Annotated in this window: 24 protein-coding genes and 1 tRNA gene; 13 read left to right on the forward strand and 12 right to left on the reverse strand. The window is 68.1% G+C overall.

The window, feature by feature from the left end; all coding sequences use genetic code 11:
* Positions 1–7 precede the first annotated feature (7 nt).
* Positions 8–1,309, reverse strand: coding sequence for a thiamine ABC transporter substrate-binding protein (locus EP28_RS10135; RefSeq protein WP_080506134.1), 1,302 nt, complete (start codon positions 1,307–1,309; stop codon positions 8–10).
* A gap of 60 nt (positions 1,310–1,369) precedes the next feature.
* Positions 1,370–1,903 (reverse strand): hypothetical protein, encoded by a 534-nt coding sequence (locus tag EP28_RS10140; RefSeq protein ID WP_049983912.1) that lies wholly within the window; start codon positions 1,901–1,903, stop codon positions 1,370–1,372.
* A gap of 123 nt (positions 1,904–2,026) precedes the next feature.
* Between EP28_RS10140 and EP28_RS10145 the strand changes: the two genes are divergently transcribed.
* Complete coding sequence (locus EP28_RS10145) at positions 2,027–2,770, forward strand: MBL fold metallo-hydrolase (protein WP_049983913.1); 744 nt, start codon at positions 2,027–2,029, stop codon at positions 2,768–2,770.
* A 172-nt stretch (positions 2,771–2,942) separates the two neighbouring features.
* Positions 2,943–3,683: a 1-(5-phosphoribosyl)-5-[(5-phosphoribosylamino)methylideneamino]imidazole-4-carboxamide isomerase gene (gene hisA, locus EP28_RS10150; protein ID WP_049983914.1), complete on the forward strand. Its 741-nt coding sequence runs from the start codon at positions 2,943–2,945 to the stop codon at positions 3,681–3,683.
* A gap of 24 nt (positions 3,684–3,707) precedes the next feature.
* On the opposite strand, the gene EP28_RS10155 is transcribed toward hisA, so the two are convergent.
* Entirely contained in the window at positions 3,708–4,553 is an 846-nt protein-coding gene (locus tag EP28_RS10155) for a universal stress protein (protein ID WP_080506135.1), read from the reverse strand.
* Position 4,554: 1 nt separating this feature from the next.
* Positions 4,555–5,937, reverse strand: a complete 1,383-nt coding sequence (locus EP28_RS10160; protein WP_049983915.1) for an APC family permease — start codon at positions 5,935–5,937, stop codon at positions 4,555–4,557.
* 126 nt (positions 5,938–6,063) lie between these two features.
* On the opposite strand from EP28_RS10160, the gene hisB reads away from it, so the two are divergent.
* Positions 6,064–6,660: an imidazoleglycerol-phosphate dehydratase HisB gene (hisB, locus tag EP28_RS10165; protein WP_049983916.1), complete on the forward strand. Its 597-nt coding sequence runs from the start codon at positions 6,064–6,066 to the stop codon at positions 6,658–6,660.
* 21 nt (positions 6,661–6,681) lie between these two features.
* Here the strand turns inward: hisB and EP28_RS10170 are convergent, their stop codons facing one another.
* From EP28_RS10170 to EP28_RS10180, 3 genes are all read right to left on the reverse strand, one after another.
* Positions 6,682–6,939 (reverse strand): DUF7561 family protein, encoded by a 258-nt coding sequence (locus EP28_RS10170; protein WP_049983917.1) that lies wholly within the window; start codon positions 6,937–6,939, stop codon positions 6,682–6,684.
* A gap of 242 nt (positions 6,940–7,181) precedes the next feature.
* Positions 7,182–7,265, reverse strand: a tRNA-Leu gene (locus EP28_RS10175).
* A gap of 30 nt (positions 7,266–7,295) precedes the next feature.
* Positions 7,296–8,444 (reverse strand): PAS domain-containing sensor histidine kinase, encoded by a 1,149-nt coding sequence (locus EP28_RS10180; protein WP_080506136.1) that lies wholly within the window; start codon positions 8,442–8,444, stop codon positions 7,296–7,298.
* Between the two features lie 187 nt (positions 8,445–8,631).
* Between EP28_RS10180 and EP28_RS10185 the strand changes: the two genes are divergently transcribed.
* Positions 8,632–9,195 carry a DUF309 domain-containing protein gene (locus EP28_RS10185; protein ID WP_049983918.1) on the forward strand — a complete coding sequence of 188 codons (564 nt, stop codon included), beginning with the start codon at positions 8,632–8,634 and terminating at the stop codon, positions 9,193–9,195.
* Positions 9,196–9,256: 61 nt separating this feature from the next.
* Positions 9,257–10,060 (forward strand): M14 family metallopeptidase, encoded by an 804-nt coding sequence (locus EP28_RS10190; protein ID WP_049983919.1) that lies wholly within the window; start codon positions 9,257–9,259, stop codon positions 10,058–10,060.
* Here the strand turns inward: EP28_RS10190 and EP28_RS10195 are convergent, their stop codons facing one another.
* Positions 10,061–10,450: a cupin domain-containing protein gene (locus tag EP28_RS10195; RefSeq protein ID WP_049983920.1), complete on the reverse strand. Its 390-nt coding sequence runs from the start codon at positions 10,448–10,450 to the stop codon at positions 10,061–10,063.
* A 146-nt stretch (positions 10,451–10,596) separates the two neighbouring features.
* On the opposite strand from EP28_RS10195, the gene EP28_RS10200 reads away from it, so the two are divergent.
* The 4 genes from EP28_RS10200 to EP28_RS10215 all read left to right on the forward strand — a co-directional run bounded on the left by EP28_RS10200 (position 10,597) and on the right by EP28_RS10215 (position 13,486).
* A complete protein-coding gene (locus EP28_RS10200) occupies positions 10,597–11,784 on the forward strand; it encodes a CBS domain-containing protein (RefSeq protein WP_049983921.1) in 1,188 nt (395 codons plus the stop codon).
* A 99-nt stretch (positions 11,785–11,883) separates the two neighbouring features.
* On the forward strand, positions 11,884–12,795 hold the full coding sequence (locus EP28_RS10205) for a tetratricopeptide repeat protein (RefSeq protein ID WP_049983922.1): 912 nt from the start codon (positions 11,884–11,886) through the stop codon (positions 12,793–12,795).
* A complete protein-coding gene (locus tag EP28_RS10210; protein ID WP_049983923.1) occupies positions 12,796–13,095 on the forward strand; it encodes a DUF424 domain-containing protein in 300 nt (99 codons plus the stop codon).
* Positions 13,096–13,105: 10 nt separating this feature from the next.
* Entirely contained in the window at positions 13,106–13,486 is a 381-nt protein-coding gene (locus tag EP28_RS10215) for a hypothetical protein (RefSeq protein WP_049983924.1), read from the forward strand.
* Between the two features lie 33 nt (positions 13,487–13,519).
* On the opposite strand, the gene EP28_RS10220 is transcribed toward EP28_RS10215, so the two are convergent.
* Positions 13,520–14,683 (reverse strand): twin-arginine translocase subunit TatC, encoded by a 1,164-nt coding sequence (locus tag EP28_RS10220; protein ID WP_049983925.1) that lies wholly within the window; start codon positions 14,681–14,683, stop codon positions 13,520–13,522.
* Between the two features lie 120 nt (positions 14,684–14,803).
* On the opposite strand from EP28_RS10220, the gene EP28_RS10225 reads away from it, so the two are divergent.
* The 4 genes from EP28_RS10225 (at position 14,804) to EP28_RS10240 (ending at position 22,651) form a co-directional block, all read left to right on the forward strand.
* Positions 14,804–17,032, forward strand: a complete 2,229-nt coding sequence (locus EP28_RS10225) for a twin-arginine translocase subunit TatC (protein ID WP_049983926.1) — start codon at positions 14,804–14,806, stop codon at positions 17,030–17,032.
* Positions 17,033–17,102: 70 nt separating this feature from the next.
* Positions 17,103–20,057 (forward strand): excinuclease ABC subunit UvrA, encoded by a 2,955-nt coding sequence (gene uvrA / locus EP28_RS10230; protein ID WP_049983927.1) that lies wholly within the window; start codon positions 17,103–17,105, stop codon positions 20,055–20,057.
* A gap of 115 nt (positions 20,058–20,172) precedes the next feature.
* Positions 20,173–21,495 (forward strand): histidine--tRNA ligase, encoded by a 1,323-nt coding sequence (gene hisS / locus EP28_RS10235; RefSeq protein ID WP_049983928.1) that lies wholly within the window; start codon positions 20,173–20,175, stop codon positions 21,493–21,495.
* 82 nt (positions 21,496–21,577) lie between these two features.
* Positions 21,578–22,651, forward strand: a complete 1,074-nt coding sequence (locus EP28_RS10240; protein ID WP_049983929.1) for a CNNM domain-containing protein — start codon at positions 21,578–21,580, stop codon at positions 22,649–22,651.
* Between the two features lie 32 nt (positions 22,652–22,683).
* Here the strand turns inward: EP28_RS10240 and EP28_RS10245 are convergent, their stop codons facing one another.
* The 3 genes from EP28_RS10245 to EP28_RS10255 all read right to left on the reverse strand — a co-directional run bounded on the left by EP28_RS10245 (position 22,684) and on the right by EP28_RS10255 (position 24,793).
* The gene (locus EP28_RS10245) at positions 22,684–23,106 is read right to left on the reverse strand and encodes a DoxX family protein (RefSeq protein WP_049983930.1); all 423 of its coding nucleotides are present in this window, start codon (positions 23,104–23,106) and stop codon (positions 22,684–22,686) included.
* 84 nt (positions 23,107–23,190) lie between these two features.
* Positions 23,191–23,784, reverse strand: coding sequence for a DJ-1/PfpI family protein (locus tag EP28_RS10250; protein ID WP_049983931.1), 594 nt, complete (start codon positions 23,782–23,784; stop codon positions 23,191–23,193).
* 97 nt (positions 23,785–23,881) lie between these two features.
* The gene (locus EP28_RS10255; protein ID WP_049983932.1) at positions 23,882–24,793 is read right to left on the reverse strand and encodes an acyltransferase; all 912 of its coding nucleotides are present in this window, start codon (positions 24,791–24,793) and stop codon (positions 23,882–23,884) included.
* Positions 24,794–24,827 lie beyond the last annotated feature (34 nt).

Below are 24,827 nucleotides of genomic sequence, written 5' to 3' on the forward strand. Positions count from 1 at the left end.
GGCGCGATCAGTTCTCGGCGAACTGGCGTTCCCACGCTTCGATCCACCCGCCGACCGAGCCCCGTAGCTCGTCGTATGAGAACGTCACCGGATCGGCGGGTTCCTGTGCCAGTTCGGCGTAGTCGTCTGGCAGCGTCGCGGTGTCCGTGGCCGGGAACGCGACGTTCCGCTGGGCGATCTCGCCTTGGACTTCCGGTTCGAGCATGAACGACATGAACTCACGGGCGAGATCCGGCCGGTCGGTCTCCGCGAAGACGGCCATCCCCTCGGGAGTGGCGTACGCCTGATCGTTCAGAAAGCGGATCTGGTGTTCCTGTAAGTTCGCCCCCTCCATGTCCGCGAACACCTGATCGGTCGAGTAGGAGACGACCATGGGGGCCTCGCCGTTCGACCACGCGGTGTAGGCGTCGTCCCACGACCCGAGCACCCGCACGTCGTTGGCCTGGAGGTCCGTCCAGTAGTCGAGGTAGTCGTAGTCCGGGTCGCCGTCCTCGCCCTCGACGGCTCCGTCCGGCCCGTCGCCGAACCGGTTGACAGTGTGGAGGAGGAAGGCGCGACCGGTCGCGGACGAGCCCGGGTTCTGCGCGATGAGCGCCCCCGCGTGCTCGGGGTCGAGGAGTCCCTCGAAGGTCGCCGGAGCCTCCGCCTCTGTCCCGTCGTACACGAGGCTCACGTACCCGGTGTCGAAGGGGACGGCGCGGCCGAACGGGTCGAACGACAGCCCGTCGCGGACGTCCTCGGCTCCGCTGATCTCGCCCGCCTCCGCGAACAGCTCGTCGTCGAGCTCGCTGTCGATCCGAACCAAGTCTTCGGTGTTGAAGCCGACGTAGACGTCGGCGTCGATCCCGACGCCGGACTGCGCGCGCTCGACGTAGTAGTTGATCTCGTTGTCCGGCGTCGCCCACTCCAGCGTGGCGTCGAACCGACTCTCGAACTCCGATTTGAGCCACTCGCCCGGACTCACCGACGGCGCGTCGATGAAGTTGGTGTACGTCGCGACGGTGAGCGTCGGTTTCCCCTCGTCTCCCTCACCTTCGTCCTCCTCTTCGCTCGTGTCGTCGTCGCCCGCGTCGCCGCCAGAGCCGGCACCGTCGTCGCCAGATTCCTCGTCGCCGTTCGTCCGCTCGGCGCTACAGCCCGCGAGCGCAGCGGCTCCGGCCGCACCGCCGAGCGCGAGGATTCGTCGCCGGGTGTGCCGGTCGGTCGCGCTGATCGATTCGGTGTCGGCGGCGCGGCTGCCGAGGCCGTCGTCGCCGGTACCGGTATCGCTCGGAGAACCGCGACCGCCAGCCGTCGCGTCGTCGGTCATTACCGAGTAATCACACCGAGTAGTTATAAAACGGTCCGTGTCGGTCTGCGCGTGTCGCGATCAGAAGAAGCCCTTGACGGCGTTTATGACGCCCCACGTCACCTGCTTTCTTATCTTTCCGTCCTCGCCAGTGATGACGATCCCTTCGACCGTGCCGTCGGTTCGCTCGCCGTTCCGGACGTTCTGGACGAACCCCGGCACGGGATTGTCGCTGTCCGCGAGCGACTGCGCCGTCTCGCGGGTCATGAGCATCTTGAGATCGGCGTCGTCGTTTCTCGACTGTTCGAGTTCGGTGATGGTCCCGTCGCCGGTCATCCGGAAGGAGAACACGACGTCCGTCTCGACGATGTAGACGTTGACGGTGTTGCCTCTGATCCGATCGTACACTCGCTCCTCGGCGAAGCTCATGTCGACCTCACCGATGTTGCTGTTGTACTGCGGCTGCATGCGCTCTAGATCGCTGAAGAGGTTGTCGGCCCACGCGGGCTGGTCGGCTGACTGCCCGCTCGACTGCGCGACGACCGATCCCGCGCCGCCGACGAGCGCGACTGCGACGAGGAGCGCGACGCCAACTCGGACGATAGTCGATGACATACGAGGTAGTTCGCGGGCAACGTATTTGGAGATTGGGGCCGCGACCCGGATCGTCGACCGCGACGTGCGATCGGCTCCCGTGAAGACAGTCAGCTATTTGCGCCCCGGCGGTCTTCCGGCGGCATGGACGAGACGACGGTCAGATTCCTCGGTACCGGCGACCCGCTCGGCACCGGCGGCCGGCTCCAGACTAGCATCCACGTCGATACGGGTTCGACGCGCCTGCTCGTCGACTGCGGGGCGTCGGCGCTCTCCGAGATGAACCGTTACGACCTAGATCGCAACGAGATCGGCACGATCCTCCTCACGCACCTCCACGGCGACCACTTCGCCGGCATCCCCTTTTTCGTCCTCGACGCGCAGTTCGCCTCCGAGCGGACCGAGCCGCTCACGATCGTCGGCCCGCCCGGAACCGAGTCGCGGGTTACGGAGGCGATGGAGGTGTTCTTCCCCGGGCTCTCCGAGGTGGATCAGGCCTTCGACATTGAGTTCGTGGAAATAGAGCCCGGCGCGGCGACGAGCGTCGGCCCGATCGACGTGCGGCCGTACCCCGCAGACCACCCGAGCGGCGACCCCTCCTACGCACTCCGCGTCGAGGTCGACGGCGCGACGATCACCTACTCCGGCGACACGGCGTGGGTCGACGACCTCGTCGCCGCCGCCGCCGGGGCCGACCTCTTCATCTGTGAGGCGTACGCCTTCGACGCCGACATCCCGTACCACATGACGTACACGACGTTCCGCGAACACGAGTCGGAGATCGACGCCGACCGGACGATACTGACCCACATGAGCACCACGATGTTCGACCGCCTCGACGAGGTCGACCACGAGTGCGCGACCGACGGGATGGTAGTCGAGATCTGATCGGCGTCGGCGATCGACCGCGGATATCTGTAGGGTTCGACCGCGGCTTTTCGCTCCAGAAACGGGCTGCATTCCGACCCGCGAGACCGACCGCGTTCCGACCCGCGAGACCGACCGCGTTCCGACCCGCGAGACCGACCGCTTTAATCGCCGCCCGCCACTTCGCTCCCGTATGACGCATTTCCCCGAGTTCGAGGTTATCCCCGCGGTCGACGTGCAAGACGGCGAGGTCGTTCAGTTGGTCGGCGGCGAGCGCGGCACGGGCAAACGCTACGGCGACCCCGTCGAAGCCGCGGAACGCTGGATCGACGCGGGGGCCGAGACGCTCCACCTCGTCGACCTCGACGGCGCGTTCGAGGGCGAGCGCGCGAACGCGGCCGCGATCGAGTCGGTCGTCGAGGCCGTCCCCGCGGGCGTCGGCCTCCAGCTCGGCGGCGGCATCCGTACCGCCGATGACGCTCGCGACCTCCTCGATCTGGGACTCGACCGCGTGATCTTGGGCACCGCGGCCGTCGAGTCGCCCGAGATCGTCGCCGCGATCGACGAGACCCACCCAAACAGCGTCGTCGTCAGCCTCGACGCGAAAGACGGCGAGGTCGTCGTGGGCGGGTGGACCGAGGGGACCGGCCTTGATCCGGCCGAGGCCGCGAGTCGCTACGCGGACCTCGGCGCTGGCGCGGTCCTGTTCACGAACGTCGACGTCGAGGGACAGCTGGCGGGGATCGACCGGACCGCGGTCGAACGCGTCGTCGAGGCGGTCGACGTCCCGGTCGTCGCCTCGGGCGGAGTCGCGACGACCGACGACGTGGTCGCCCTGAAGGAGGCCGGCGCGGCCGCGGTCGTCGTCGGCACCGCGCTCTACGAGGGAACGTTCACGCTGCGAGAGGCGCAGGCGGCCGCGGACGATGCCTGATCTCGCTCTCTCCCCGGGACTCTCTCACTCCTCTGGACGCGCGCGTTGCACAACGAGCACGGGTCCGAGGAACCGGTCTGCGACCTTCTCGGACGGCATTCCGAACACGAACGTCGTGACCGAGGGGTCGGTCTCGCCCATCACGACCGCGTCGTGTGACGCCGCCCGGCTCGCGATTGCGTCGATCGGAACGTCGGCGTCCTCGACGACCGTCTCGATCGCGTCGGCGTCCACGCCGCGCTCGACGAGGTCCGACCGGGCTCCGCTCAGGAACGACTCGCCGTCTTCGATCGATTCGCCCTCGTCGAGGGCGTGGTACAGCGTCACGTCCACGTCCGCGTCGGCGAACAGCCCGGCGACGAGCCGCGTGTTCCGTCCGACGCCGACCGTGCCGCGGAGCGCGACGAGCACCGAATCCACGCGCTCCGTGCTGTTCGGGACCAACACCGCGAGACAGTCGTATTCGTAGATGAGCCGGTCGATCGTGGTCTCCTTGTCGTGTGTGAACACGAGACGCGTCTCGACGTCGGCCCCGGCGTCGGTGAGCGTGTCGGCGAACGACTCGAGCTTCGACATCCCCGTCTCGCCGAACTGCTCGCGCGCCTGCTCGGTCGCGGTCTGGTCGGGAATGACGTGATAGCCGCACAGAACGACGTGGGCGTTCGCGAGCAGTGCGGGCGTTCCGGTCGGGATCGATTCGCCCTCCAACACCTCGATCGGAACGAGCACGGACGGCCGCTCGTCTCCCGGCTGCCCCCCGTCGGGAGTCGGCTCTCCGGTCTCGGCCGGTCCGCCGCCCCCGGCCGGTCTGCCAGTCTCGCTCGCTCTTTCGTCCCCGGTCGATCCGCCGCCTTGCGTGGGTTCGGTCATCTCAAAAGTCACCTTTGAGTTCGACGTCCGTTGCGTAGTACCGGTACCAGCCGTACGCCGCGATCATGACGCCGACGCCGACGCCGATCGACGCCGGCCGCATGAACGCGATGAGCGCGAAGCTCGCGAGCGCTCCGAGTCCGGCGACGGCGAACCCGGCCGGACAGCGGAACGACGGGTCGTACCATGACGGGCTCTCCCGCCGGAGCTGTATCAGCCCGACGCAGATCAGCCCGTACATCACCAGATGGAGGAAGGAGGCGACCTCCGCGAGCAGTTCCACCTGCCCCGTCGCCGCTAGGACGACGATCGGGCCGCCGGCGAGCCCGAGCGCGACGTGCGGCGTGCCGTATCGGAGGTTGAGCCGGCTCGCACTCTCCGGGACGATCCCGTCGCGGCTCACCGCGTACACCGCGCGGGAGGCGCTGAGGATCGAGGCGTTCGCGCTGGAGAACGTCGCCAACAGCCCGGCCACGACGATCGCGAGCGCCCCGGGAAACCCGACGAACGAGCGGGCGACCTCGACCATCGCGGTCTCGCCGAACTCGCCGAGGCGGGCGCTGCCGAACGCGCTCGTGGCGACGAATATGGTCACGACGTAGAAGACGCCGACGAGGAGAACGGACCCGACCATCGCCAGCGGCAGGTTCCGACTCGGCTCCGTGATGTCGCCCGCGACGGTCGCGACCTGCGCGAACCCGAGGTACGACGTGAAGACGAGCGCCGCCGTCTGGAGCACCGGAAGCAGGCCGCCGGGCGGGAAGAAGCGCTCCGGCACGCGCTCTGCCCCGAACACGCCGAGCGCGTCGAGGGACCCGTAGCTCAAGAAGATCGTGAGAATGACCAGAAGCGAGATCACGATCGCGTTCTGGAGCGCGGCGGTGTTCTCGGTCCCGAAGAGACTCAAGACCGTGAGCCCGACGCCGAAGGCAACGCCGAGGGGGATCGCGGGATCGATCGGGAGCGCGATCCCCGCTTCGAGGAACACCTGTCCGGCGTAGCTCCCGAGCCCGACGAGGTAGAACGCGGAGGCGAACACGAGCCCGAGCCAGAGCCCGACGCCGACGACCGCCCCGGGCGCGGTTCCGAGCCCGCGGGAGATGAAGAAGTATCCGCCGCCGCTTCTCGGCATCGCCGTGGCGAGTTCCGACGCCGGTAACGCCACGAGCAGCGCGACGACCGCGCCGATCGCGAAGGAGAGCGCGGCCGCGGGTCCGGCGTTCTCGGCCGCGAGCCCCGGAAACACGAAGATTCCCGCGCCGATCATCGTCCCGACGCCGATCGCGAGCCCGCCGACGAGGCCGATCGTCCGTTCGAGTTCGCCCTCTCCGGTGTCGGCGTCGATCACGTCGGTGAACGCCTCCGGCGCGTCGGATCCACCCATGCGATCCGAGACAACTCTCGACACCGTGATATATCCACCGTCGATCGCCTCGTCTGCGGCCCGATCGCCCCCGAGAAACGCCTCGCCACCCGCAATCCCCTTAACAGTCCCCGCCGACGGTCGGGTATGAGCGATCACGACCGCGTCGCGGCGGTCTCCCGTGAGACGGCCGAGACGACGATAGACCTCACCCTCGCTATCGACGGCGACGGCGACAGCGAGGTCTCGACCGGGATCGGATTTTACGACCACATGCTCGAATCGTTCGCGAAACACGGCCTGTTCGATCTGACCGTCTCCTGTGACGGCGACCTCGACATCGACGACCACCACACCGTCGAAGACGTGGCTATCTGTCTTGGCGAGGCGTTCGACGAGGCGCTCGGCGACAAGCGCGGCATTCGGCGGTACGCGGACCGCCGGGTCCCGCTCGACGAGGCGGTCGCGAGCGTCGTCGTCGACGTGGCCGGTCGCCCGTACTACGACTTCTCGGGCGAGTTCTCACAGGCGCAGATAGGCGAGTTCACGAGCGTCATGGCCGACCACGTCGCGCTCTCTCTGGCGCACAACGCCGGGCTCACGCTCCACGCCGAGATCGAGCGCGGCGACAACGCCCACCACGAAGTCGAGGCGCTATTCAAGGCGTTGGCGCGCGCGCTCGACGACGCCACGCGGCTCGACGAGCGCCGGAGCGACACGCCGAGCACGAAAGGCGAACTGTAGGCGATACTCCGACACCCCCGCTCACCCCCAGTGCCAGAAGGAGTTCCTGTCCTCCTCGACGGGATCGGTCCGATCGCGGAGATCGGCCACGTCCGCGGCGGTCGGCTCGCGGTCGTCCGGGAGGCGCTCCATGCAATCGAAACAGAGGAAGAACTCGGAGCCGTCGGTGAGTTCGAGGGTGAGTCCCTGCGTCGACTCGAACGCGAAGTTCCACAGGTCACCGATACCGCCGGCGATCCTGACGGACCGCTCGCAGACGTCACAGGACTCCGAGGCCATGCCCCGGATAGCGGCTCCGGCCGGTAATGGGTATCGCTGCACGGCGAGACGAGCGTGCGGCTCGCGTCGTATCAGCGTTCGAAGTGAATTTTGCGAGGGAAGAGCGCTCCGAGAGCGTCTTCCGCATCACGGGGTGTGGACCCCGGCGATGCGGGGGGAGGGATTTGAACCACGGTCGCGCCAGAGGCGCTCCCTGATTCAAATCCTCCCCCATCGTGCATTCGCGCGTTGTGGCGCGCTCATGCGAGGGGAGGGATTTGAACCCACGGACCTCTACAGGAGCGGATCTTGAGTCCGCCGCCGTTTCCGGGCTTGGCTACCCTCGCACGCGGCCGGTCCTACTCCGGCGGTGCCCTTTATCTCGTCGGTTCCGCACCAACCAGCGTCGCCCGGAAGCCGCCCGAGGCCGACTCGCCGATATCTAGGTCCCACCCGTGCGCGGTCGCGACGCGCTCGACTATCGTCAGCCCGATACCAGTGCCGCCGTCGTTCGAGACGCCGAACTCGGTCAGCTCCCCGCTATCGTCGACCGCGTCGAGCCCCGGGCCGTCGTCGGCGACGTAGATCCCGCGGTCGTCGACCCCGACGCGGACCGTCGGCGCGTCGCCGGCGTGGTCGATCGCGTTCCCGATCAGGTTCCCGACCGCCCGCCTGAGCAGGGCTTCGTCGCCGCGGACCGGCCGGGCGTCCTCGACGACCAGCTCGGCGGCCGCCGCGGGCTCGCCGAAGTCGCCGGACTTCCAGCAGTCGACCGCGAGCTCGCCGAGGTCGACCGGTCCGGCGTCGATGCGTATCGCCTCGGGGTCGCGAGCCATGACGAGCGCGTCGTCGATCAGCGACTCGATCCGGTCGAGCGCCTCGTCAGCCGGATCGAGCTGATCGAGGTCGCCCGTCTCCCGCGCCAGATCGAGGTACCCCTGCGCGATCCCGAGCGGGTTTCGAAGGTCGTGCGAGAGGAAGCCGGCGAGGCGTTCGAGCCGGTCGTTGAGTCGTTCCAGTTCCCGCTCGCGCTCGACCCATTCGGTGACGTCGCGGATGACGCCCACGACGCCGACGACCTCGCCGTCGCGCTCGATCGGAGTGAGCCGCGTCTCCGTCGTCACCCTCGATCCGTCCGCGAGCGTCGTCGTGAGCTGGACGCGCTCGTCGGGCGTGTCGCCGGCGAGCACGCGATCGACCGCGTCCCGGTAGCGCTCGCCCATCTCCGGGTCCCAGTACCCTTCGTCGACGACCCGCTCCGGGTGAGTTCCGTGGAGAACCGCCTCCGAGAACTCCGTCACCTCGCGGAGCCGGTCGTTGACGAACACGCGGTTCCGATCCGCGTCGAGCACGTACGCGCCGTCGCCGAGCGCGTGGACAATCGACTCGGCGGCGTCGATCGAGTCGGCGCGGTCCGCAGGATCAGTTCGGTGGGCGTCGTCGGCGCGGTCCGCAGTTCCGGTCGACTCGTCGACGCCGACCGACTCGGCTCCCCCCGTCGACGCCGGCTCCTCTGCGGGCTCCATGCGTGAACGTACGGACTGAACGGTAAAGTGTCCCGCGGATATCGGCAGCGCTTTCGGGTCACGGCGCGGCCTCGACTCCGGCACAGCCGTCAGACCGGAAGCGGAACGACCGCGATAGCTCGGGAGGAGCCGGCCTCTCGAAGACGCCCGCGAAACGGTTAGGTCGCTGCGCGCGAGAGATCGCTTCATGGACGATCACACCCGCGATCCCGGCGTCGCGCCGCCGCTCGGGAACCCGACCGGGTGGCACGCGCCGGAGCGGGACGCGCTCCCGCCGGCCGACGCGGACCGCGGCGCGGACCGCGAGGCCGACGACGCGCGGGTCGCGAGCGGCTACTGGGAGCACGCTACGCTCCGGCGGGCGACGGAGCACGGCGTCCGGCTGTTCAACGCCGCCGAGTTCCACGAGGCGCACGACTGTTTCGAAGACGAGTGGTACAACTACGGGAACGGCACCGCGGAGTCCGCGTTCCTCCACGGGATGGTACAGGTCGCTGCGGGCGCGCACAAGCGCGCCGACTTCGAGAACGACGCCGGCATGCGATCGCTTTTCGAGACCGCGCTGCAGTACCTCGGCGGTCTCCCGGGCGACTTCTACGGCGTCGACGTCGACGAGGTCCGCTCGACGCTTCGCGCCGCGCTCGACGACCCCGCGTCGGTCGACGGGTGGAAGATCCCGCTCGACGGTGTCACGCCCGAGGCGTATCCGGCGGACTACGAGTACGCGGCCCAGATAGACGAGACGCACTGAGTCCGCTGGAAACACGGCCGCGATCCGAACGCCACTTACCCGCGGGGGACGTGTGTCGCGTATGGACGTGTACGAACTGGGCGAGGGCGAGCCGGAGGTCGCGGTCGTCGGCGCGATCCACGGCGACGAGCCCTGCGGTGCCCGCGCGATCCGGCGACTCCTCGACGCCGACCCCGACGTCGAGCGACCGGTGCGACTGATCGTCGCGAACGAGTCCGCGCTCGACGCCGGCGTCCGCTACCTCGACGCCGACCTCAACAGGGTGTTTCCGGGCGATTCAGCGTCCGATCAACACGAAGAGCGGCTCGCGGCCGATCTGCTCGACGCGGTCGAGGGGTGTACCACGCTCGCGATTCACTCGACGCAGTCGTACCCGGAACCGTTCGCCGTGATCGACTCGATGGACGAGGTCGCTCGGGCGACCGCGCCGCACCTCCCGGTCGACGCGGTGATCCAGACCGACGCGTTCACCGAGGGGCGGCTCATCGAGCACCCGCACACGATCGAAGTCGAGGCTGGGCTTCAGGGCTCCGAGAACGCGGCCGACAATGCCTACTGGCTGACGCGGGCGTTCCTCGCCGCGACCGGCGCGCTCCCCGCGCCGGGGGCGGAAGACGTGGTCGACGCCGGCGGCCGCGAGGACGTGGCGGTGTTCCGCCTGCGCGACCGCATCCCGAAGCCGGCCGCCGAGGAGTACGAGGTGTTCGCGCGCAACTTCGAGCGCGTCGAGGCGGGCGACCGCTTCGCGGCCGCCGACGGCGAACCGCTCCGCGCCGCGGAACCCTTCTACCCCGTTCTCTTATCGCCGTACGGCTACCGCGACCAGTTCGGCTACGTTGCCGATCGGGTCGGCACGCTGGAGTAGCTACTCCACCAGTTCGATCGCGTCGTCGCCGTTCGGCACGACGCAGATGAACGACCCCGGCTCGTCGCCCTCGTTTCTGTACCAGTGTTCGACACCTGCCGGGATGAGCAGGGCGTCGCCGGGACTCACCGCGTGCTCCCGGTCGCCGATCCCGACGACGTACTCGCCCGAGAGCACGTACTGCTCGTGTTCGATCTCGTTCGTGTGGCGCGGGACCGCCGCGCCGGCCGCCAGCTCGAACTGCCGCATCGCGAAGTGCGGCGCGCCGTCCGACTCGTCGAGGAGGACGCGCTTCGTCAGTCCCTCCGCGGCGTCGACCGTCTCGGCGTCGACCGCGTCCGTGCGCTTCAGCACCGCCCCGTCGATTCCCGAGGTGTCAGCCTCGCTCATACCATGTTCTCGGTGGCGCGACCGTATAAATCGTGGCGGGCGGGATCGGAACCGTCCGGGAGGCGTCTCGGACCACTCCCTCTCGAACGATACCGTCGGCCGGCCACGACCGGACGTTTAAGCGGCCACCGACCCACTCTCAAGATATGCGCGGAATCAAGATCGGGACCGTTCTCGGGATCCCGGTCAGGCTCAACTGGACGTTTCTCATCGTGCTGCCGCTTTTCGCTTACCTCATCGGGTCGCAGGTGGGAATGATAGCGGGCGTGATGAACGACGCGCTCGGGGCGGGTATCGCGCCGGCCGCGATCGAGGGTGGGTTCACGCCGTGGGCGCTCGGGCTCGCGGCCGCGCTCGGGCTGTTCGGCGGCGTCCTCCTCCACGAGTTCGGTCACTCGATCGTCGCGATGCGGTACGGATACGAGATCGAGTCGATCACGCTGTGGCTGCTCGGCGGGCTCGCCAACTTCGCGGAGTTCCCCGAAGACTGGAAACACGAGTTCTGGATCGCGGTCGCCGGTCCCGTGGTGAGCGTCGCGGTCGGTGCCGCCTGTTACGGCGTGTTCGCGCTCGCACCGGCCGGGGCGAACGCCGTCCTGTTCGTGTTCGGCTACCTCGCGCTGTTGAACGTCGTCCTCGCGGGATTCAACATGCTCCCGGCGTTCCCGATGGACGGCGGGCGGGTACTCAGGGCGCTCTTGGCGCGGAGCCAGCCGCACGCACAGGCAACCCAGCGCGCGGCCGCGATCGGCAAGATGTTCGCCTTCTTCATGGGCCTCTTCGGTCTGTTCACCCTCCAGCTCCTGCTCATCGTGTTGGCCCTCTTCGTCTACATGGCGGCCTCGGGCGAGGCCCAGCAGACGACGCTGAAGGCCGCCTTCGAGGACGTCACCGTCGCCGACGTGATGACCCGCCGAGAGGACCTCCACACCGTGACGCCGGACGCCTCCGTCGCCGACCTGATGAGCCGGATGTTCGAGGAGCGTCACACCGGCTACCCCGTCCTCCACGGCGACGACCTCGTCGGGATGGTGACGCTCGAAGACGCGCGCTCGGTCCGCGAGGTCGAGCGCGACGCCTACCGCGTCGACGACGTGATGGCGACGGACGTGGTCGCGGTCGGTCCGGGTGCCGACGCGGTGACCGCCCTCCAGACGATGCAGCAACACGACGTCGGTCGGCTGCCCGTGATCGACGCGCAGGGGCGACTCGTCGGGATCATCTCCCGGTCCGACCTGATGACCGCGTTCAACATCATCCAGACGGGCGGCACGCCGAGTATCATCAGCGGGCGGCGGCAGCTCAGAGAGGAGGGCGGTCCCGGCGTGTTCTGAGCGTCCTCGGGACATCTTCGGACGCGAACCCGCCCGTGACGGCCCGATCGTCGGTCGCCGACGCAACCCTTACGCGTCGTGGCCGCCAAACGCGGGCATATGACCGACGAACGCGACGACGACCGCCACGAGTTCTCCGCGGGGCAGGGCGTCGACGCCGACTACGAGGAGTTCACCCTCGATCCGGAGGAGCTTGACGCCGACCCCACCACGGTCGATCCCGTCGATTCGCGGGTTCTCACGGACATCCTCGACCGACGGAACGTCGGGAGCGACGAGGTCGACGTCGAACAGCTCGTCGACGTCGGACTCTCGTACATGAGCATCAACCGCTTCGAAGAGGCGACGGAGACGTTCGAACGCGCGGCCCAGTTCGCCGAGGAGGACTCCCTCGACGCGCAGGAGGCGTGGGTGAACAAGGGTGCGGCCCACGCCGAGCTAGAGGAGTTCGACCAGGCGATCGGCGCGTACAAGGAGGCGCTGCGGATCGACGACAGTTCCGAGCACGCCGCGACCGCCGAGACCAACCTCGCGTACGCGCTCTGGGAGTCCGGCCGCGGCGAGCAGGCGCTCGAACACGCCGAGCGCGCGGTCGAGACCGACCCCCGGTTCGCGGAGGCGTGGTACAACCGCGGGTTCCTGCTCGTCGAGCGCGGGCTCGCCGAGGACGCCGTGAGCTGTTTCGACAACGCGATCCGCCTCGGTTACCGCAGCGCCGACGTGTTAGAGGAGAAGGCCCGCGCGTTAGAGGAGGCGGGCGACCACGAGCAGGCGGAGGCGGTCGCAGACCGCGCAGACGAACTGCGTCAGGAGACCGAAGAGCAACTGATCGACGAACAGACTGGGCAGGCACCGGGGCCGGGCGGTGCGGGCGGTCGCGGCGGTGCAGGCGGTCGCGGCGGTACGGGTGGCGCAGACGGCGCTGGTGGCCGGGGCGGCCGCGGCTCCGGCGGCCGCGGCGACGAGGAGCCGGAGCGCGAACTTCAGGGCGAGGGACCAGAGGGGTTCTGAATGCTCCTTCGCGAGCGAGAGACTCCGAAGGGGACGCTCGTCTCCGTCTGTGACCCCGACTGTCTCGGCGAGACGTTCGAAGACGGACCGGTGACGCTCACGGTGAGCGAGGAGTTCTACGGCGGCGACGACGCCGTCGAGGCGGACGCGGAGGCGGTCGTCGCCGGCCTCCACCGCGCGCAGGTCGCGAACATCGTCGGCACCGAGGCCGTCGCCGTCGCGGTCGAGGCCGGGATCGTCGACGAGGAGACCGTGCTGGAGTTCGAAGAGACCCGACACGCACAACTACTCTGGCTGTGAGAGTCGCCGTATGCAACGACTCAGCCGATCCGAACTCGCGTCGCGACTGCGCCCGTTCGCTCCCGGCGACGCCTTCTGGGCGCGAGCGATAGCGTCGGGCGAAGCTGCCATCGGCGTCGGACCCGAGGCGCTCGCCGCCTGGGCAGACGACGGCGACGCCCGCGACGACGCCGCCGAACCGACCGTGATTCGCGATCGATCGCACGGGCGCTCGCACGCGACCATCGAGCGTGTGGAGGGGCGCGACACCGGCGGCACGCCCGGACCGCTCGCCACCGGCGACATGATCGATGTCGGCGAGCGGTCGTTCGTCGTCGTCGCCGTCGACCGGACCCCTGCAGGCGGGGCGACCTATCGGATCGACTTGGTTCCGGAGCGCGACGTGGCGTGAGGACGCTCGCGGCGTCGCGAAGACCCAACCGAGCTAGTTCCCGGTCCAGCGCAAGATCGCGAGCGTCCCCTCGAAGAGGACGATCATGGTGAGCGTCACGATGATCGGAGCCATCCCGGTCGGGTCGGGACTGAACAGAAAGGCGATCCCGAGGAACGACCCCCAGAATATCAGTCGCTTCGCCTCCAGCCACTGTCGGGTGACGATGTTCATCATGATGGCGAGCATGATGAAAAGCGGGATCTGAAAGACGATCGCCATGAACGCGAGCATGATGACGATCAGGTTGAACGTCTCCGCGAGCCCGAAGGCGATCGTCGCGGCGTCGGAGGTGTAGGTGGTAAAATACGAGAAGATCGCGGGCAACACGAGGAAGTGCGCGAACGCGATGCCGATGCCGCCGAGCACGAGGCTCGTCGGCACCGCGGCGAGGTAGTACCGCCGCTCGTTCGGGTACAGCCCCGGCTTCATGAACCGGTATGTCTGGTAGACGAACGCGGGAAGCCCGACGACGACGCCCGCCAGCCCGGCGACTTTCAGCCGGGTGAGCGGCAGTTCGAGCGGGCCGTACAGCCGCGGGCGGTTCTCCAGCGGCGCGGGGATGTGGTAGCTCCAGAAGTAGTTGATCAGCTCCGTCGACTGCGCGACCACGACGAGCGTCGCGATCCCCCCGAAGACGAAGACGACGGCGAGCCGCCGCATCATCTCCTCGATGTGGTCCGCAAGCGGCATCTCTTGGTCCGACTCCGGGGCGTTGATGCCGCCTATCTCCTCGTCGGACAGCGAGTCGCCGATGTCGTCTTCGGCGTCTGCGTCTTCGACGTCTGCATCTTCGGTATCTTCGGCGTCACCGGCGTTGGTGTCGCTCCCGGTGGCGTCATCACCCTCCCCGCTCTCGGCTTCTCCGGGGTCGGTGTCTTCCCATCGCGCGGACCCGTCGTGTCTGTCGAGCGGAGTCAACTCGGCGGACTCGGACTCGTCTGCCGCCGAGTCGTCGGCCGGAGACACGGAGTCGTCGGCGGTGGTCTCTCCGCTCCCGACGTCGTCGGTGGTGGTGTCGTCGGTCTCGCCGGAATCCCCCGCAGTATCGCCGCTGTCGACCGTCGCGGTGTCGCCGCCGCCGGCCGTCTCGTCGTCGCCGACCGCGTCGTCCGCCGGAGCCGAGGGATCCTCGCGCGACCGGTCCGAGTCGTCCATTCACTCTCCCTACGAAACCGGGTGACTATAGGCCTTTTCGGATAGCCGCGAGCGCCGAGGCCTCGCGGCACCCGCACGCGGTCGAAAAGGTTGATAACGGCGACGGACTTCGACTCCCGTATGGCGAGTGCCCTCGACGAGGATACCCAGCAGTCGCTCGCGGAGGGTCGCGAGTCGGCGAAGACGTTCCTTCGGTCGATCCAGAAGGACCTCCAGAAGGTGTTCGTCGTCTTCCTCCTCGGCTTCCTCGCGACGTTCTGGGCGCTCCGCACGTTCGTCTGGGAGTTCCTGTACACGGTCACCAAATCGAACATGTCCCCCTCGGTGGCCGCCGAGGCGGACGTCATCGCGACGACCCCCTTCGAGGTGATCCTGCTGCAGGCGAAGATCGGTCTCATCGTCGGCGCAATCACCGCCCTCCCGGCGCTCGTCTACGTCTCTCGCACCGAGCTTCGCGCCCGCGGCGCGTGGCCGCAGTCGCCGATACCGCGCTGGAAGCTTGCCGGAATCGCGCTCCTCGGAGCCGGGCTCTTCGGCGTCGGCGTCGCCTACGGCGTCTACGCCTTCTTCCCGATCATGTTCTCGTTTCTGGCCGGATTCGGACTGGAGGCCGGCATCCAGCCGACCTACTCCATCGTGATGTGGACGGAGTTCATCGTCTTCCTCTCGCTGTCCTTCGGGCTCGCCGGCCAGATGCCGCTTCTCATCACCGGGCTCTCCTACTCGGGTATCGTCCAATACGAGACGTTCCGCGACAAGTGGCGCTACGCGGTGGTCGCCATCTTCGTCTTCGGTGCCGTCTTCTCGCCGCCGGACCCGTTCACGCAGCTGATGTGGGCGTTCCCGCTCGTGGCGCTGTACGGCTTCAGCCTCTACCTCGCGAAGCTCGTCGTCACCGCCCAGCGAAGCTCGGACCGCATCGACGTGCTCGGCGCGGCCCGAACCCACTGGAACGTCGTCGGCGGGGCGGCCGTCCTCGGCGGCGGACTCGTGTACGCCTTCTACGAGTACGGCGGCCGGGCGGCCGTAAACGGGCTCCTCCGGCTGGCCAACAGCGACTGGCGGTTCCTCGACCCCGGTTCGGGCCTCGGCGTGGGTCCCGCCACCGGAATCGCGGTCTACGCCGCTGCGTGGGCGCTCATGTTCGTCGCCGTCGCGACGCTGTGGGCCGTCTACGCCGACCTCGACACGACCAGCCCGGGGTATCAGTACGGCGACCCGACCGCGGTCGATATCGCCGACCTCGACGCCGCCGGGGTCCGCGCCGCCCCCGACGACGTCTTCGCGCAGATGGACGAATCGGAGTCGCTCGGCCTCGCGCAGGCCGCTATGGACGACGACGACCCAGAGAAGGCGCAGGCGATCCTCGACCGATACGACGCGGTCGCCGACGCGGCGGACGACGCGGGCGACGCCGATTCGGTGGACGAGAGCAGAGAGAGTGGCGGTGCGGGCGGCGGCGGCTCCGGCGACGACGGACTCGTGGGATCGATGCAGGACCGCACCTCCCGCGCGAGCACGACGTTCCTCTCGGAGCTTACGGACGGAAACGAAGACGAGGCCGAGGACGACATCGGCGGCTACTACACGGACCTGAAGTTCATCTTCGACTCGCTGCGGTCGCGTTCCTTCCGGCTCGTCGCCGTCTTCAGCGCGGTGATGGCGGCCGCGTTCACGTGGCTGTACCTCGGCGGGCTCGCGACGGTCCGGAACGACCTCGAACGCCGCGTTCCCGCCCAGATAGAGGGAGGAATCAACATCATCACGCTCCACCCCGTCGAGGCGCTGATATTCATGGTGAAGTTCTCCCTCTTGCTCGGCGTCATCGCCGTGTTCCCGGTGCTCCTCTACTACGCGTGGCCCGCGCTGCGAGAGCGCGGTTTCGTCGCCGGCCGGATCTATCAGGTGTACCTCTGGGCCGGCGCGCTCGGTGCCGGCATGATCGGCGGCTTCGCGCTCGGCTACGCGTACATCGCGCCCGGGCTCATCGGATGGCTCGTCACGGACGCGGAGCTCGCGAACATGATCATCACCTATCAGGTGAGCGACTTCCTCTGGCTCGTCATCTACACCACGATCGGGATCGGCTTCCTCGCCGACATCCCGATCGCGATGATCCTGTTGAACAACGCCGGCATCCCGTACCGCGCCTTCCGCGAGCGCTGGCGCGAGGTCCTCATCGGCATCATGCTCGTCGCGGCGGTGTTCACCCCGGCCGACGTAGTCACGATGTTACTCGCGACGGTGCCGCTGATGATCGCCTACGGCGTCGGCGTCGGCGTCCTCTTCGCCGTCACGCTCGGCGGGCGTCGCGACCTCTCGCCGCCGGCGGAGTTCGTCGGACGGTGACGACCGACACGCGTGACGCCCTCTCTACGACCGACGAGTATTCCCGCGCGCGACCGCAAGAGACGGTGAAATGAGCAAGGACTACATCGAGGTCCGCGGCGCGGAGGAACACAACCTCTCGGACCTCGACGTCCGGATTCCGCGGGAGCAGTTCACCGTCGTCACCGGGCTCTCCGGGTCGGGGAAGTCGTCGCTCGCGTTCGACACCGTCTACGCCGAGGGACAGCGCCGATACATCGAGTCGCTGTCGGCGTACGCCCGCAACTTCCTCGGGCAGATGGACAAACCGCAGGTGGAGTCGGTAGAAGGGCTCTCGCCGGCCATCTCCATCGACCAGAAGAACGCCGCGAACAACCCCCGCTCGACCGTGGGGACCGTCACCGAACTGCACGACTACCTCCGGCTGTTGTACGCCCGGATCGGCACCCAGTACGACCCACTCACCGGCGAGGAGGTCGGCGAGCAGTCGGCCCAGGACATGGTAAACCAGATCCTCGAGTTACCCGAGGGTACCCGCGCGAAGGTCGCAGCGCCGGTCGTCCGCGACCAGAAGGGAGCCTTCGAGGACCTGTTCGCAGACCTCGTTAGCGAGGGGTACGCCCGCGTCGAGGTCGACGGCGAGCCCGTGGACCTGACGCTCGACGATCCCGAACTCGACCAGAACTACGACCACACGATAGACGTGATCGTCGACCGGGTGATGGTGAGTCCGGAGGCTCGCTCGCGGATCACGGACTCGGTCGAGACCGCGCTGGAAGAGGCCGGCGGCACCCTCAAGCTGATCGTTCCGGATCCGCCGGCGGACACGCCGTTCGCCTCCAACGCACGTTCGACGGGATCGCTCGCCGAGGACGCCGACGGCGACGACCGGCTCGTCGTGGAGTTCTCCGAGGAGCTCGGCAACCCGAACTCAGAGTTCCAGTTTTCGGCCCTCGAGACGCGCTCGTTCTCCTTTAACAGCCCGTACGGTGCCTGTCCGGAGTGTGAGGGGCTCGGCTCGACGAAGGAGGTCGACGAGGACCTCGTGATCGAGGATCCCTCGAAACCCCTCAAACACGTCTTCGAGCCGTGGAGCTACGACCGGACCTACTACTCCCGACAGCTCGACAACGTCGCCGACCACTTCGGCGTCTCGCTTTCGACCCCCTTCGAGGAGCTCGACGAATCGGTCCGGCGACAGTTCCTCTACGGCACCGACGGGCTGGTTCACTTCGAGTGGACCACGAAGAACGGCACCAGAGAGAAGACCGAGCGGTTCGAGGGCGTCATCCCAAACTTGGAACGCCGCCACGTAGAGACCGACTCCGAGCGCGCTCGCGATCACATCGAGGAGTACATGGCCGTGACGACGTGTTCGGAGTGTGAGGGCACGCGGCTAAAAGAGCAGTCGCGACACGTCCTCGTCGCGGACACGCCGATCACCGCGGTGAACCGCATGTCCATCGCCGACGCCCGCGCGCACTTCGAGGGGCTGGAGGCGGACCTCGGCGAGCGCGACACGACGATCGCAACGGAGATCCTAAAGGAGATCCGCGCGCGGCTCGGATTCATGGAGGAGGTCGGCTTGGAGTACCTCACGCTCGACCGCGAGGCCTCGACGCTGTCCGGCGGCGAGAGCCAGCGGATCCGGCTCGCGACGCAGGTGGGGTCGGGGCTCGTCGGAGTGTTGTACGTGCTCGATGAGCCCTCGATCGGGCTCCATCAGCGCGACAACGACCGGCTGCTCGACACGCTCACCGGCCTGCGCGACCTGGGGAACACCCTGATCGTCGTCGAACACGACGAGGAGACGATGCGCCGGGCCGACGAGATCATCGACATGGGGCCCGGACCGGGCAAACGCGGGGGCGAGATCGTCGCACAGGGGGACTTCGACGACGTGATCGACGCCGACGAGTCGATCACGGGCGACTACCTCGCGGGCCGGAAGGAGATACCGGTGCCCGACAAGCGGCGCGACCCGGACGGCGAACTCGTCGTTCGCGGCGCGCGCCAGCACAACCTCGCGGACCTCGACGTGGCGGTCCCGCTCGGCACGCTCACCGCGGTCACCGGCGTCTCCGGCTCCGGGAAGTCGACGCTCGTCAACGACATCATCTACAAGGGGCTCGCCCGCGAGATGAACGACAACACGAGCGTCGACCCGGGCGAGCACGACGCGATCGAGGGGATAGACGAGATCGAGACGGTGCGGCTCATCGACCAGTCGCCGATCGGGCGCACGCCGCGCTCGAACCCCGCGACGTACACCGACGTGTTCGACCACGTCCGCGAGCTGTTCGCGGAGACCAAGCTCGCGAAGCGGCGCGGCTACGAGAAGGGCCGGTTTTCCTTCAACGTGAAGGGCGGCCGCTGTGAGGAGTGCGGCGGGCAGGGCACCGTCAAGATCGAGATGAACTTCCTCTCGGACGTGTACGTCCCCTGTGAGGAGTGCGGCGGCGCTCGGTACAACGACGAGACGCTCGACGTCGAGTACAAGGGGAAGACGATAGCCGACGTGCTCGACATGAGCGTCGAGGAGGCGTACGACTTCTTCGAGAGCCACCAGGGACTCAAACGGCGGCTGAAGCTGCTGAAAGACGTGGGACTCGACTACATGGAACTCGGCCAGCCCTCCACGACGCTCTCGGGCGGCGAGGCCCAGCGCGTCAAGCTCGCCGAGGAACTCGGTAAGCGCGCGACCGGCGACACGCTGTACCTGCTCGACGAGCCGACCACGGGGCTCCACAAGGAGGACGAGCGGAAGCTGATCGACGTGTTACACCGCCTCGTCGACCGCGGCAACACGGTCGTCGTCATCGAACACGAGCTCGATCTCGTGAAGAACGCCGACCGCGTGATCGACCTCGGTCCCGAGGGCGGCGAGGGCGGAGGGAAGCTCGTCGCGGGCGGTACTCCCGAGGAGGTCGCCCGCGACGACGACTCTCACACCGGGCGATACCTGCGGGACATGCTTCCCGCCGTCGATATCGCCGGACCGCGAGACGACCGCCGGAAGCCCGCGGCGGCGACGGACGACGACTGAACTGGACGACGGTGTGTGTGCGTCGGTCTCGACCCGCCACGCGACGACTTCTCGACGCCGCGTGAGGAGGCTTCGAAAGGATGCTTTCAAGCGGTCGGTCGCCGAACCCGCGTCCATGCACGACGGACTGAAAGGATTTCGCGACTTCTACCCGGGCGAGCAGTCCGCCCGCCGGGCAGTGACCGACGCGATCGAAGACGCCGCGAGCCGCCACGGGTTCCGCGAGATCGCGACACCGGCGCTCGAACGGACCGACATGTATGTCGACAAGTCGGGCGAGGAGATAGTCGAAGAGCTGTACGCCTTCGAGGACAAGGGCGGCCGCGGTGTCGCGATGACGCCCGAACTCACGCCCACCGTCGCCCGGATGGTCGTCGCGAAGGGCCAGGAGCTGTCGAAGCCGATCAAGTGGGTGTCGACTCGCCCGTTCTGGCGCTACGAGCAGGTCCAGCAGGGGCGGTTCCGCGAGTTCTACCAGACGAACATCGACATCTTCGGCTCCTCGGCACCGGAGGCGGACGCGGAGGTGCTCGCGGTCGCCGCGGACGCCCTGACCGATCTCGGCCTCACCGCCGACGACTTCGAGTTCCGCGTCTCTCACCGCGACATCCTCGGCGGGCTCGTTCGGGCGCTCGCCGCCGACCCCGAGGACGTCGACACGGCGGCCGCGATCCGCGCCGTCGACAAGCGCGCCAAGGTCGACGACGGCGAGTACCTCGGCCTGCTTTCGGACGCCGGGGTCGACCGCGCGACCGCCCGCGAGTTCGACGATCTCATCTCGGACGTCGACACTCCCGCAGACCTCGACGCGGTCGCCGAGGCCGGCGGCGCGGACGTCGAGGCCGCCGTCTCGAACCTCCGCGACGTGCTCGCCGCCGCCGACGACTTCGGCGCAGGCGAGTTCTGTGAGATATCGCTCACGACCGCCCGCGGGCTCGACTACTACACCGGGGTCGTCTTCGAGTGTTTCGACTCGACCGGCGAGGTGTCCCGCTCCGTCTTCGGCGGCGGCCGCTACGACGACCTGATCGAGAGCTTCGGCGGCCAGCCCACGCCCGCGGTCGGCGTCGCCCCCGGCCACGCCACTCTCAAACTGCTCTGTCAGCGCGCCGGCGTCTGGCCCGACGAGGCGCTCTCCACCGACTACTACGTCCTGAGCGTGGGCGACACGAGAGCCGAAGCGGCCGCACTCGCCCGCGATCTTCGCGCGATCGACGACGGCGTGGTGGTCGAGGAGGACGTTTCCGGCCGCTCGTTTGGCGCACAGCTCGGCTACGCCGACTCGATCAACGCCGAGACGGTCGTGATCGTCGGCGAGCGCGACTTAGAGAACGGCGAATACACGGTGAAAGACATGGAAAGCGGCGACGAGACGACCGTTCCGGTCGAGGAGTTCCCCCCGGAAGCGGGGCTGCCGACGTACGAGGACTACGAGTAGCGCGCTCACCGATGAGCGACGGAAGCGACCCCGACGGGCGGCTCCTCAACGCTTTTCACTCGCGCGCGGGGAGTGTCGAACGATGACCCCGCTCGCAGCCATGCCTCCGGTCGAGATCGGTTTCCGCGTGCTCGCCGGTGCCGCCCTCATTCTGATCAACGCCTACTTCGTCGCCGTCGAGTTCGGGCTGACCCGGCTCAGGCAGTACCCCGAATCGGAGATCGACACGCCGGGGTTACGGCGGGCGTGGGAGATGACCGACGACCTGGAGTTCTATCTCACGACCTGTCAGGTGTGGATATCCGGGACGTCGATCGCGCTCGGTATCGTCGCGGAGCCGGGGCTCGCGGCGCTCTTCTCTCCCGTGTTCGAGAACACCGCGCTCGCGTCCGCCGGGGCGGGCTCGCTTCTGGCCTTCTTTCTCATCAACATGGTCCACCTCACCCACGGTGAGCAGACGCCGACGTACCTCGGCGTCGAACGCTCGAAACAGGTCGCCGAGTACGGCGCGCGGCCGCTGTACTGGTTCGCGCGGCTCATCTCGCCGCTCATCAAGGCTGGCGACTGGGTGGCGAAGGCGACGCTCCGGCTGTTCGGCGTCGAGATGACCGGCGCGTGGACCGACGCCGAAGAGGACGTCGTCGAGTCGCGCGCGCAGCTTCGGAGCCGTCTCGGATCGATGATGGAGGAGGTCGACCTCCCGGCAGAGCGCCGCGAGGAGGTCTTGAACGCGCTCGACGTCGACGAGGTCGCGGTGGCGGAGGTCTTGACCCCGGCCGATGAGGTCGTCGCGCTGTCGACCGAAGCCTCCCCGACGGAGAACCTCGACCGAATCCGCGACACGCCACACAGCCGGTTCCCGCTCGTCGGGTCCGATCTCACCGACTTCGAGGGGATCGTGTACGCGCCGTCGATCGTGAGCCACTTCGAGGATCTTCGAGAGGGTGACCTGACGTTCGCTGAGATCGCCGCCCCGCCGATGACGATCGCGGCGGAGACGAGCGTCAGCGCCGCGTTCGACCAGTTTCAGGCGGAAGGACAGGAGCTCGCGCTCGTGATTCGGGACGGCGAGGTCGTCGGACTGGTGACCGCGACAGACGCGCTTGAGGCGGTGATGGGCCAGCTCGAAGACCCGCTCGACGCGGGCGACCTCTGAGGGCGGCGTTGTCGCGGGGTCGAGACGGGTTCCTACGTATACGCCTCTCGCAGGAACACCAGCGCCCCGCCGAGCATGGCGAGGTTGCCGAAGAAGGCGAGCCGCTCGCCGCTTTTGTCGTTCGCGTCGGCGTTCCAGAAGTCGTGCATCGTCGCGGTCACGCCGACGAGGAACGTGACTGCCGCACCGGTCGCGACCCGCGGGAGCCGCCAGAGCGCGATGCCGACGCCGGCGGCGACCATCGTTCCCGAGGCGAGCGGCGCGGCGACCTCCGGGAACGGGACGCCGGCGGACTCGGCGTACCCGATCGTGTCGTCCATGTCGCGGAAGTCCTCTGACGCTTGCGCGGCGAGACCGATCCCGAGGAGCACCCGACCGAGCCGCGAGGGCGCGTCGCCTCCGTTTTCGGCCGCGTCCGCCGGGTCCACCGGGGCGTGGTCGTCGTTCTCGGTCATACCTCGATCAACGGTAGCACGCACCATAAAATCAGGGTGGCGAGCGGTTCGGTTGCGGGACCGATCTGACCTGCGGCCGCGGCGTCAGTCCGCGGTCGCCGCCGCCGCGCCGTGGTCGATCTCCGTGCCGAGGAGGTCGAGGAACGCCGCGATCCACTCGGGGTGGTCGGGCCACGCCTGTGCGGTGACGAGGTTGCCGTCCGTGGTCACCTCGTCGACCCACGAACAGCCGGCGGCCTCCACCTCGGCCCGTACCGCCGGGTACGCCGTCATCTCGTAGCCGTCGAGCACGCCCGCGGCTGCGAGGATCTGCGGCCCGTGACAGATCGCCGCGACCGGCTTGTTGGCCTCGAAGAAGTGACGCACTGCGTCGAGCACCGCCTCGTAGCCGCGGAGGTACTCCGGTGCGCGTCCGCCGGGAACGACGAGCGCGTCGTAGTCGGCGGGGTCGATCTCGTCGAACCCGTGCGTGAGCGCGAAGTCGTGGCCGCGCTCCTCCAGATACGTCTGGTCGCCGCGGAAGTCGTGGATCGCGGTCTTGACGCTGTCGTCCGCTCCCTTCTCCGGACAGACCGCGTGGACCTCGTGGCCGACCGCCTGAAGCGCCTGAAACGGCACCATGATCTCGTAGTCTTCTCCGAAGTCGCCGACGATCATCAGGATCTGCGCTCCTGTCATGTGTCTATCACCACCTTGCGGTACGCGCTGCGAGCAAATAACGGTACTGCCGAGTGATACCACACACCGCGGCCAGCGTCCTCACGCCGACTCCCACCTACTGCTTCGGCTCCGGCGGCCGCAAGTCTCGCTGGAACTCGTCGAACACGTCGAGATCGTCGGGCAGGTCGTACTCGATCTCGCGGTCGTCTTGGTTGTCGGGGAGCCGCCCGTCTTCGAGTTCGTCGGCGGACTCTTCCCATCCCGGCTTCACCCGGACGCTGCGCGCCGGCGAGCCGACGACGACGTGGTGGTCGGGCACGTCCCCTTGTACCACCGAGCGCGCGCCGACGACGCTGTTCTCGCCGATCCGGCAGCCTGCCCGGACCATCGCGTCGTAGGTGACGCGGGCGTCGTCCTCGACGATCGTGTGGAAGTTCCGAACCTCGGTCTGGTCGACGAGGTCGTGGTCGTGGCTGTAGAGGTGGACGCCGTCGGAGATCGACGCGCGGTCGCCGATCGTGAGCTTTCCGCGGTCGTCGAGGTGGACGTCGTCGTGGATCACGACGTTGTCGCCGACCTCGATGTTGTGGCCGTAGGTGACGGAGATCCCCTTGAAGAACCGACAGCCGTCGCCGCACTCGGCGAACAGGTGGTTGCCGAGCATCTGGCGGAACCGGAGCGCGAACTCGACGTTGTCGGCCATCGGCGTGGCGTCGAACTGCCGCCAGAGCCACTGGAGGTACTTCGACTGCTGGAAGCGCTCCTCGTCTTTTTCGGCGTAGTACTCCGATTCGAGCGTCGCGTTACACGGATCGTACCCTTGCAGACGGACGCGCTCGGCCTTCGAGACCGACTCGCCGTCCTGCCACGCCTCCCAGCGCTCGCGGTCGCCGTGGAGATCGATAAGCGTGTCTCGCACGACCTCGCAGGTGTCCTCGTCCGAGGAGAGTCGGTCGTCCACCTCGTCGATGAACCCTCGGACCCCGGCCTCAGCACCGTCGGGCAGGGACACATGTCGCTTTGTCATCGCCCGTCCTTCGTCGCCATCCCTCAAAGGGATT

This window comes from Halorubrum sp. BV1, from assembly GCF_000746205.1.
In the GTDB taxonomy this organism is placed as follows: Archaea; Halobacteriota; Halobacteria; order Halobacteriales; family Haloferacaceae; genus Halorubrum.